This window comes from Paludibacter sp. (genome assembly GCF_009712605.1).
Taxonomy (GTDB): domain Bacteria; phylum Bacteroidota; class Bacteroidia; order Bacteroidales; family Paludibacteraceae; genus Microbacter.
In genome coordinates this window covers 1-9,225 of the sequence record NZ_WASO01000012.1, presented here as the reverse complement: position 1 = coordinate 9,225, position 9,225 = coordinate 1, and the positions used below count along the sequence as shown (strand labels likewise).

Sequence of the window (9,225 nt, the reverse complement as noted above, 5' to 3'; positions counted from 1 at the left end):
CTCTTTTTCTTGCATAACATTACTTTTTTGTGTAACGCTATTTCAGGACTAGACAGTTACAATTTATAAGAAGCCGACTTTCACGAGTCGGCTTTTTTGTGCTTTCCGGTGTAGTAAAGAGCGTATAAATAAACAAAAAGAATAAGCGTTTTTTTGTACATTTGCGCGCAAAGTGAATATTATGATTACAGACTACTGGAAAGAAACGGCAGCGGCTGTGACCGTGTGCGACAAAAGCGGAGTTGTGATATATTGCAACGACCGTTCTGCAGAACAATTTGCTAAATATGGCGATCTGTTGGGGAAAAATCTGAAAGATTGCCATAACAGCTCTTCCTGGGAAAAAATTTGCCAACTGATGGAGACCGGAGACAGTAATATATATACTATTGAAAAGAAAGGAGTGAAAAAGCTCATTCATCAGATGCCATGGAGGGAAGACGGAGAAGTGAAAGGCCTGATCGAAATTTCTTTCGAACTGCCATTCGACATGCCTCATTTTGTCAGAGAATAAAAACAATCAAATAAATTTTATGGAACATACACAAGAACCAATTACAGGATTGCCCGAAAATGCTTTTCGGGAGTTGAAACCGGGAGAAAAGTATGAACCCCTGATGAGTCCAAAAAAGACTTATCCGGAAGTGAGTCGTTATTCCGTGGGGTGGGGTTTGCTGATGGCAATACTGTTTTCGGCAGCGGCAGCATATCTCGGATTGAAAATAGGTCAGGTATTTGAAGCAGCTATACCTATCGCTATTATCGCAGTTGGTCTTTCGACCGCAACGAAACGCAAGAATGCACTAGGTGAGAATGTGATTATCCAGTCCATTGGGGCTAACTCGGGAGTGATTGTGGCCGGTGCTATTTTCACCTTGCCGGCTCTTTATATTCTACAGGCAAAGCATCCTGATTTGTCGGTTGATTTCTTCCAGATTTTCCTCAGTTCTGCTTTAGGCGGATTTCTTGGAATACTTTTCCTGATTCCGTTTCGTAAATATTTCGTATCAGAACAACATGGAAAATATCCTTTTCCGGAAGCTACGGCTACCACGCAGGTACTTGTTTCCGGTGCAAAAGGAGGTAATCAGGCAAAACCGCTTATTTTTGCCGGGGTAATCGGTGGTATTTACGATTTTGTGGTGGCTACTTTCGGAGCCTGGAGCGAAACATTCTCTACACGTGCCATTCCTTTTGGCGATGCGATAGCTCAAAAAATAAAACTGGTATTTAACCTGAATGTCGGTGCTGCGGTTTTAGGCCTCGGATATATCGTTGGTTTACGTTATGCCGCTATTATTTGTGCCGGTTCTGCGTTGGTATGGTTTGTGATCGTACCGCTCTTGCCATTGTTGGGCGACACTACCTTGCAATGGCTCACTCCGACCTATACTCCGGTTCCGGGTGGTGTTGACGGAATGACTGCCGAACAGGTATTTAAAACTTTTGCCCGGCACATCGGGATCGGCGGTATTGCTATGGCTGGTATTATCGGAATTATCCGCTCCTGGGAGATTATTCGTGGAGCTGTTGGATTGGCGGCTAAAGAAATCGGTGGTGGCAAAAATACGGATGAAAAATCGTCAGTTTTGCGTACACAGCGTGATTTATCAATGAAAATCCTTGGTTTTGGAGTGATTGTCGCCCTGATCGCCATTTTTGCATTTTTCTTCTTCGGAGTGGTTCATAACCTTTTCTACGCATTGGTGGGACTTGCCGTGATTGCTATCATTGCTTTCCTGTTTACGACAGTGGCTGCGAATGCTATTGCCATTGTAGGCACAAACCCCGTTTCCGGAATGACGCTGATGACACTTATCCTTGCTTCGGTAGTGATGGTGGCTGTCGGACTGAAAGGCACTGCCGGAATGGTTGCTGCTTTAGTAATGGGCGGTGTGGTTTGTACGGCTCTTTCGATGGCCGGTGGTTTTATCACCGACCTGAAAATAGGTTACTGGTTGGGAAGTACACCTGCAAAACAGCAGGGTTGGAAATTCCTTGGTGCTACTTTGTCGGCAGCAACTGTTGGTGTGGTAATGATGATTCTGAACAAAACATACGGTTTTACAGGGCCGAATGCGCTGGTAGCTCCTCAGGCTAACGCAATGGCAGCTGTAATAGAACCATTGATGTCAGGAACCGGTGCCCCGTGGATTTTGTACGGTATTGGTGCTGTAATTGCTATTGTTTTAACAATGTTTAAGATACCGGCGTTGGCTTTTGCTCTGGGTATGTTTATTCCAATGGAGCTTAACGCGCCGCTGTTGGTAGGTGGCTTGATTGCCTGGTATGTTTCTACCCGTTCAAAAGAAGAAGCTGTAAATAAAGCCCGTCTTGAAAAAGGAACATTGCTTGCATCCGGATTTATTGCCGGTGGTGCTTTGATGGGAGTGGTAAGTGCGGCCTTGCGTTTTGGCGGTATCAACCTGACAAACGAAGCCTGGGTGGAAAGTGTTGGTGCTCAATGGTTAGGTTTGGTGATGTACGGCGCCATTATCGGTTACCTTGCATACGATTCGATGCGTGCAAAACCCGAAAAACACTAATGTAGTACTCAGTTTGCAGTACTTCAGTACACAGTGCATGTTTCACTTGGAACTTGGAATTTTTGAATCTTGAACTCATTGTTATGTTGAAATATATAAACGTCTTTATGCTGACCTGCACTTTGCTTTTGGCTGGGTGCGGACAGTTAAAGCATGCCGAAATAAAGGGCACGTTGATTCCGGTCGATCAGAATGCGGATGCAATTCAGGATCAGGGGATGGTAAGCGCAGTTAAACCTTATGCTGATATTGCCGTCAAAACTGCGAATGAGGTAATCGGATATACGGATGAGGACTTAACGCCCGGTCGTCCGGAAAGCCTTTTGGGTAACTTCTTTGCAGATGTGATGTTGTCTTATGCTCAGAAACATTCTACAGGCAGAGTTGATTTTGCGGTTACAAATCCCGGTGGTTTACGCAAGCCGATTCACAAGGGCAACATCAAAGTGGCTCACATTTACGAACTGATGCCTTTTGAAAATGCATTAGTAGTCCTCGATCTCAAAGGAGACCGGGTGCAGGCTTTGGCCGATAGTATTGCAGCACATCATGGTGGTCCTGTTGCCGGAATTCGTTTCGGAATTAATAACCGGAAGGCGGTCAATGTAACTATTGCCGGTGCTCCTTTGGATGCAGGTAAAACATACAGGGTTGTGGCCAACGATTATATCGCCAAGGGCAACGATTTTTATCAGGAACTGACGAAAGCGTCTTCTGCCGAATTCTTTACGGTTTCTTTACGGGCGGTCATTCTCGACTGGGTGAAGCAGGAGACTGCAAAGGGCAATCATATTCACGCAACTTTAGACGGGAGGATCTATGAAGAAAAGTAGTGTTTTAATAGTTTGCGTGATGGCTTTTATGCTGGCCTCATGTTCGGTGCATAAATCGTTGGTGGTATTGACAACCAATGATACGCACAGTCAGGTTTTACCCGGGGATGACGGAACGGGCGGATATGCCCGGCGGTTGGGAATTATTGATACGGTCAGAGCTAATAACAAATGTGTGGTGCTGGTCGACGATGGTGATTTCTCTCAAGGTACCATCTTCTTCAATTTCTTCAAAGGAGATGTGGAAGTGTTGGGTATGAACACGATGAAATACGATGCTGTAACCCTTGGAAATCATGAATTTGATAACGGCCTTGACAGTCTTGCCAAACATTTGTCCAAGGCTAAATTCCCGATTGTTTGTGCCAATTATGATGTAAAAGGTACTGCTCTCGAAGGTTTGGTAAAACCGTATGTCATCATTAAACGCGGTGGCCTGAAAATCGGGATTTTCGGTTTGGGCATCAGCCCGGTAAATCTTATTGCTGATTATAATTTCAAAGGAATCACATGGCACAATCCGGAAGAAACGGCAAACGCTGTAGCTGAAAAACTCAAAAAACAGGCAAAATGCGATGTGGTGATCTGTATTTCGCATCTTGGAGTTGCTGAAAGTGCTAAATTCTCTGATTGGACAATAGCGAAGAATTCACATTATATCGATTTGATTTGCAGTGGACATTCGCATTTGGTCATCAATAAGCAGGTGCCCAATGCCGATGGAAAGCCGGTGCAAATTATTCAGGCCGGTAAAACCGGAGCTCAAATCGGGCGGGTGGATATGGTATTCAGGAAGTAAAATATATTGGTTTTGCTCCGATACCATTTGTAGAGATGATTTTAAGGAGCAAATTCAATATTTTACTAACCAAAAAACCATTATTGTTTTGAAAGCAATTCATTATCAATGCTTGGTGGTGTTGTGTCTCTCGTTGGCCACACTCATATCAATGCCTCTTTTGGCTCAAAAGAAGGTTTCGAAAACGGAATCGGGAACAATTTCCACCGAGCCGTTCGGCGATAGTACCCGTCATTGGTATGGCATTGCCGATAAGGGTAATATTATCCAGCCAACGAAAGATCAACCGCGGTATAAAGAGTCGCAGGTGAAAGAGATTGCCGATAATATTCTGCTTTATCAACGTAACAACGGCGGTTGGCCGAAGAATTACGATATGCAGGCTATTCTTACACCCGAGCAGAAAGACAGTCTCGTTCGTACGAAAAACATCCTGCATACAACCATTGATAATTCTACTTCCTATACGCATGTCGATTATCTGGCGCAGGCTTACAATCTGTTGAAGGATGAGCGATACAAAAAGGGCGCCGTTAAAGGAATTGAGTTTCTGATTGCTGCTCAGTATCCCAATGGCGGATGGCCACAGTATTTTCCTATCGAACAGGGTCGTTACAGCCGTTACATCACGTTCAATGACGGAGCGTATATCGGTGTGATGAACTTGTTTAAGAAAATCGTAGACGGAAATTCCGATTTTGCCTTTCTGGATAACAAAGTTCGTCAGCAGGTAAAACTCTCTTTTGATAAAGGTCTGGATTGCATTCTCAAATGTCAGATCGTGGATATGGGCGTGCTTACGGCATGGTGTCAGCAACATGATAATACAGACTTGTCTCCGGCATGGGCGCGTGCTTTTGAACCGCCCAGTATTTGCAACGGAGAAAGCGCTGAAATTGTATTATTCCTCATGAGCCTCGAAAATCCTTCTCCGGCAATAATTAGCTCCATCAAGAGTGCGGTCGAATGGTTCAAAGCTTCCGAAATTCATGGCATTCGTGTAAAAACAGTGCAGGCTCCTCCCGAAAAATCAATTTATCATACTTTGACCACCGACCGTATTGTGGTGGAAGATTCGCTGGCTCCGGTTATTTGGACCCGTTACTACGAACTCGAAACACACCGTCCGCTTTTCTGCGATCGTAACAGTAAGTTCCTCTACAAGCTTTCGGACGTGGGTCGCGAGCGTCGGGTGGGATACGGTTGGTATACCTATGCACCACAAAAAGTGCTTGATGCATATCCTAAGTGGTTGGCGAAACATCAGTAATACGAGACGTAAGTATATAAATCAGGCAGTGTTTAATAGCAAAACTATTAGATGCTGCTTTTTTGTATTATATCGGTATCATTTGTAGCTAAAAAAGTATTAATGGAGGAATGATTTTTATTGTACATTTGCCAGTGTCAATGATAGATATCAGGCGGTTGAGCCTGCGTTTCAATATTAATTACCATGAAGTCAAAACACCGAATTATTGCCATCTCTCTGGTTGCGCTATGGACTGTAGCCTGCTTTGTGTTTTTTCAGTTCTTCTATAAATACCATTTGGTTCACAGACTCGATCTTCAACTATTCCTGTATTCGCAGGAATACCTTTGTTCCTATTTTCATCATCCTGCATGGCTGGCGTCTCTTGCCGGTGATTTTCTTACCCAGTTTTTTTATTTTGAAGTCGGCGGATCATTGCTGTTGGTCGCGTTGCTGCTTGCCTTGGGTCTGCTGTTTTATCTGGCGATGGGTAAAGTCTTGTCAGCATGGATGCAAAACGAACCGAAGCACAAAAGCGTGTGGTTTTGGCTGCGTGTCCTGCTCTCGTTGTGTGTGATGACATGGGAAGCGCTTCGTAATTGTGATATCGATTACCGGTTGTCTTCCACCATCGCGTTTATCGGCGGGATCGCTCTCTTTTTTTCGTTTGCTTATACACCTTCCCGGTTTCGTTATATTGCCGGAGCCGCGTTGGCTGTGTTGTCTTACTGGATGTTTGGTTACGGACTTTGGGTGTTTCTGCTCTTTGTTTTGCTTTATGAGTTGGGATGCCGTCGTTATCTGTCAATGTTAGTATGTGCGATCATTGCGTTGACAACTCCTTTCGCATTGCGCCAGTCCTATTATCTTACGGTGAAACAGGCTTTCCTGATTCCGACCAATAAATTTTGGAGCCAGCCTGATTTTATGATAGAAAAATTGTTGAAACTGGACGTGCTGAGCGCTTCGGGTCAGTGGAACAAAGTAGCAGTGTTGACCGAAAATGATTACCAGAAATCGGGCTTGGGAGCCTATTTTTACAATCTTTCTCACGGTATGAGGGGCGATTTGCCGGATAAACTGTTGAGTCAGCCTCAGCCCGGACCGTTGGGTTTATTGCTGCCGCTCAATCCCAAAATGTCGCCGCTGGCAATCTGGAGCAGCAACGAAGCCTGGTTTCAGTTGGGCGATATGACCATGGCGGAACACTCTGCTTTGCTGGGTATGATATTTTCGGCCGACCACCGGAGTGCTCGCATGGTGAAGCGTCTGGCCGAAATTAACATGGTGAATGGCGATACCACTGCCGTAATGAAATATCTGGGAATGTTGCAAAAAACATGGTTGTATAAATCATGGGCCGATGTACGTGTGCCGGGAAGGGAAAGCCCTGCCGTCAAAGCATGGTTGGAGAAAAAACGTTCTTTTGTGGCAAAAACGGATACTTTGCGCGATGCCGTCAACCCGGCAATGTCGCTGAGGATTTTGCTCGACAGCAACAAGGATAATAAACTGGCGATGGATTATCTTTTGTGTTACGATATGCTGGCAAAAGACATTGACGGTTTCCTGTCCGATTACAACAAATACAAATTGTCCGGACACGAACCTGCCGAATCTGTTTACGCTCAGGCGCTGCTCATCGCGCTGGCACAACACAAGACGCCTGCCGAAGAAGTGAAAAAATACATGATTGCACCGGAGTTCTTCTCTGATTTTACAAACTATACGAATCTCTACGAAAAGAATTATCTCGGCAGGGCTTATCTGGTGAGTCAATTCGGGAAAACATACTGGTTTTATTATCACTTCGCAACCTTTAAATAATCATGAAAACGATCCGTTTTATATATATTGCCCTGTGCGGTGTTTGCCTACTGGCATCCTGCTCACCCAAACCGAAGGATGTAACGCACGTTGATAGTTTGCCTCCGATTTATCCCGACTATGCCAATGTGACTATTCCGTGTAATATTGCACCACTCAATTTCCTGTTGAGGAACAATGCTGATGCCGTGGAGGTGAAAGTGACAGGACTGTCGGACAGTATGACGGTGTATGGCTCAAAAGAAATATGTTTTTCGGAAAACGCCTGGAAACGATTGCTCGAAAAGGAGGCCGGTAAGAAGCTGACGGTGCGCGTGACGGCGCGGGTTAACGGACAATGGATTGCCTACAAGCCGTTTGAATGGGAGGTAGCAAAAGAGGAGCTCGATAGCTACCTGAGTTACCGCCTGATTGAACCGGGTTACGAAGTGTGGAGCGATATCCGCATTTGCGAACGTAATATTGAGAATTTTGACGAACGGATTCTGGCCGACAACAACCAGTTGGGGAACTCGTGCATGAACTGCCACATCTATGGCAATCAGAAAGGCGATCTTTCTATGTTTCACCTGCGGGGCAAAGACGGGGGAACTATCCTGAACCGCGATGGTAAGATGAGAAAACTGAAGCTGAAAACTGAGAACATGATTTCTCCGGCGGTGTATGGCGGCTTCCATCCTTCGGGGCGTTACGGGGTTTTCTCTACCAATATCATTATTCCTGAGTTTCACTCTCTTGGAAACAAGCGGATGGAGGTGTACGACACGGCTTCGGATCTGGTAGTGGCCGATTTCGACGATAATCGCATGTTGACTTCGCCCTTGATTTCCGACCCGAAAGTGTTTGAAACGTTTCCTGTTTTCTCAGCCGATGGCAAGTTCATTTATTTCTGTTCGGCTAAAAGCGTTCCCTTGCCAGGTGAGGTGAAAAAACTGAAGTACAGTCTGTGTCGCATCGCCTTCGATCCTGTAAAACGACAGTTCGGTGCAAAAGTAGATACGCTTTGGAATGCCCGAACGACCGGCAAATCGGTCTGCTTTCCGCGTGTTTCGCCTGACGGTAAATATATTCTTTTTACGGTGGCCGATTATGGTACTTTCCCCATCTGGCACCGCGAAACCGACCTGCAGATGATAAACCTTCAAACGGGAGCCGTCGATCCGCTTGCCGTGGTCAACTCCGATCGGTCGGATACTTATCACAGTTGGTCGTCCAACAGCCGCTGGTTCGTCTTTGCCAGCAAGCGCGATAATGGCCAGTACGGGAAACCCTATTTTGCTTACGTGGATAAAAACGGCAAAGCCCGCAAGCCTTTTGTGCTGCCGCAAAAACACCCGTCGCACTACGACGAGATTCTCTATTCGTACAATATTCCGGAGCTTTCACGTACCAAAGCCATCTTCAAAGCATCCGATATCGAAAAGATTTTTGCCGGTAAAAAGGGCGAAGAGTTTAAGTGATAAACAGCAATGTAGTTGCTTGGATTGAAGAATTTTGGTCCTTTTATTTTGGATTGAAAAAGGTAATGCCGCATCCCAATTCCAAATTCAGGGACGTTAGTCCTGTAGTCTTGGTAGTAATGCAGAGATATTGAAATCAGAGGAGCGTAGCTCTGATGTCTTAGGATAATATTTCTAAGATGTCAGGACTACGTCCCTCCGTTTTTGCTTTGTTCTGTTAGGCTACCAAGACGGCGGAGCTACGCACCTGGGCTCACCTACAAAACTTGAGGGGGAATATTAGAATTTCTATCTTTGCAATAAAAAAGAGAGATGCTAAAAGATGGATATAGCCTGTTACTACCGGAAGGCTTTACAGATTATTTTGATATAGTGAATGTGGAAGATAAAGAAAAAGAGATCATCATTTTTCTGGAAGAGAAACTTGTATTGAAAGAACAAGAAAAGTCTGATTGTCTAGTCCTGAAATAGCGTTACACAAAAAAGTAATGTTATGCAAGAAAAAGAG

At 44.9% G+C, this 9,225-nt stretch carries 8 protein-coding genes; all 8 read left to right on the top strand.

From position 1 onward, the window contains the following. Positions 1-181: 181 nt before the first annotated feature. The 8 genes from F8N35_RS10280 to F8N35_RS10245 all read left to right on the top strand — a co-directional run bounded on the left by F8N35_RS10280 (position 182) and on the right by F8N35_RS10245 (position 9,188). Entirely contained in the window at positions 182-514 is a 333-nt protein-coding gene (locus F8N35_RS10280) for a PAS domain-containing protein (RefSeq protein WP_293052332.1), read from the top strand. Positions 515-533: 19 nt separating this feature from the next. Continuing rightward, positions 534-2,546: an oligopeptide transporter, OPT family gene (locus tag F8N35_RS10275; protein ID WP_293052329.1), complete on the top strand. Its 2,013-nt coding sequence runs from the start codon at positions 534-536 to the stop codon at positions 2,544-2,546. A gap of 83 nt (positions 2,547-2,629) precedes the next feature. Further along, positions 2,630-3,379, top strand: a complete 750-nt coding sequence (locus F8N35_RS10270) for a 5'-nucleotidase (protein WP_293052327.1) — start codon at positions 2,630-2,632, stop codon at positions 3,377-3,379. Then, positions 3,366-4,178 (top strand): bifunctional UDP-sugar hydrolase/5'-nucleotidase, encoded by an 813-nt coding sequence (locus F8N35_RS10265; RefSeq protein WP_293052325.1) that lies wholly within the window; start codon positions 3,366-3,368, stop codon positions 4,176-4,178. The genes F8N35_RS10270 and F8N35_RS10265 overlap by 14 nt, the downstream gene beginning before the upstream one ends. An 88-nt stretch (positions 4,179-4,266) precedes the next feature. After that, complete coding sequence (gene pelA / locus F8N35_RS10260; protein ID WP_293052323.1) at positions 4,267-5,448, top strand: pectate lyase; 1,182 nt, start codon at positions 4,267-4,269, stop codon at positions 5,446-5,448. A 186-nt stretch (positions 5,449-5,634) separates the two neighbouring features. Then, positions 5,635-7,257 (top strand): DUF6057 family protein, encoded by a 1,623-nt coding sequence (locus F8N35_RS10255; RefSeq protein WP_293052321.1) that lies wholly within the window; start codon positions 5,635-5,637, stop codon positions 7,255-7,257. Positions 7,258-7,259: 2 nt separating this feature from the next. Next, positions 7,260-8,717, top strand: a complete 1,458-nt coding sequence (locus F8N35_RS10250; protein ID WP_293052319.1) for a hypothetical protein — start codon at positions 7,260-7,262, stop codon at positions 8,715-8,717. A gap of 312 nt (positions 8,718-9,029) precedes the next feature. Further along, the gene (locus tag F8N35_RS10245; RefSeq protein ID WP_293052317.1) at positions 9,030-9,188 is read left to right on the top strand and encodes a hypothetical protein; all 159 of its coding nucleotides are present in this window, start codon (positions 9,030-9,032) and stop codon (positions 9,186-9,188) included. Positions 9,189-9,225: the final 37 nt, after the last annotated feature.

Excerpts from the sequence above, each read along its gene's own strand:
- F8N35_RS10280 (WP_293052332.1), top strand. The coding sequence starts at position 182 with ATGATTACAGACTACTGGAAAGAAACGGCAGCGGCTGTGACCGTGTGC.
- F8N35_RS10275 (WP_293052329.1), top strand. The coding sequence starts at position 534 with ATGGAACATACACAAGAACCAATTACAGGATTGCCCGAAAATGCTTTT.
- F8N35_RS10270 (WP_293052327.1), top strand. The coding sequence starts at position 2,630 with ATGTTGAAATATATAAACGTCTTTATGCTGACCTGCACTTTGCTTTTG.
- F8N35_RS10265 (WP_293052325.1), top strand. The coding sequence starts at position 3,366 with ATGAAGAAAAGTAGTGTTTTAATAGTTTGCGTGATGGCTTTTATGCTG.
- F8N35_RS10255 (WP_293052321.1), top strand. The coding sequence starts at position 5,635 with ATGAAGTCAAAACACCGAATTATTGCCATCTCTCTGGTTGCGCTATGG.
- F8N35_RS10250 (WP_293052319.1), top strand. The coding sequence starts at position 7,260 with ATGAAAACGATCCGTTTTATATATATTGCCCTGTGCGGTGTTTGCCTA.
- F8N35_RS10245 (WP_293052317.1), top strand. The coding sequence starts at position 9,030 with ATGCTAAAAGATGGATATAGCCTGTTACTACCGGAAGGCTTTACAGAT.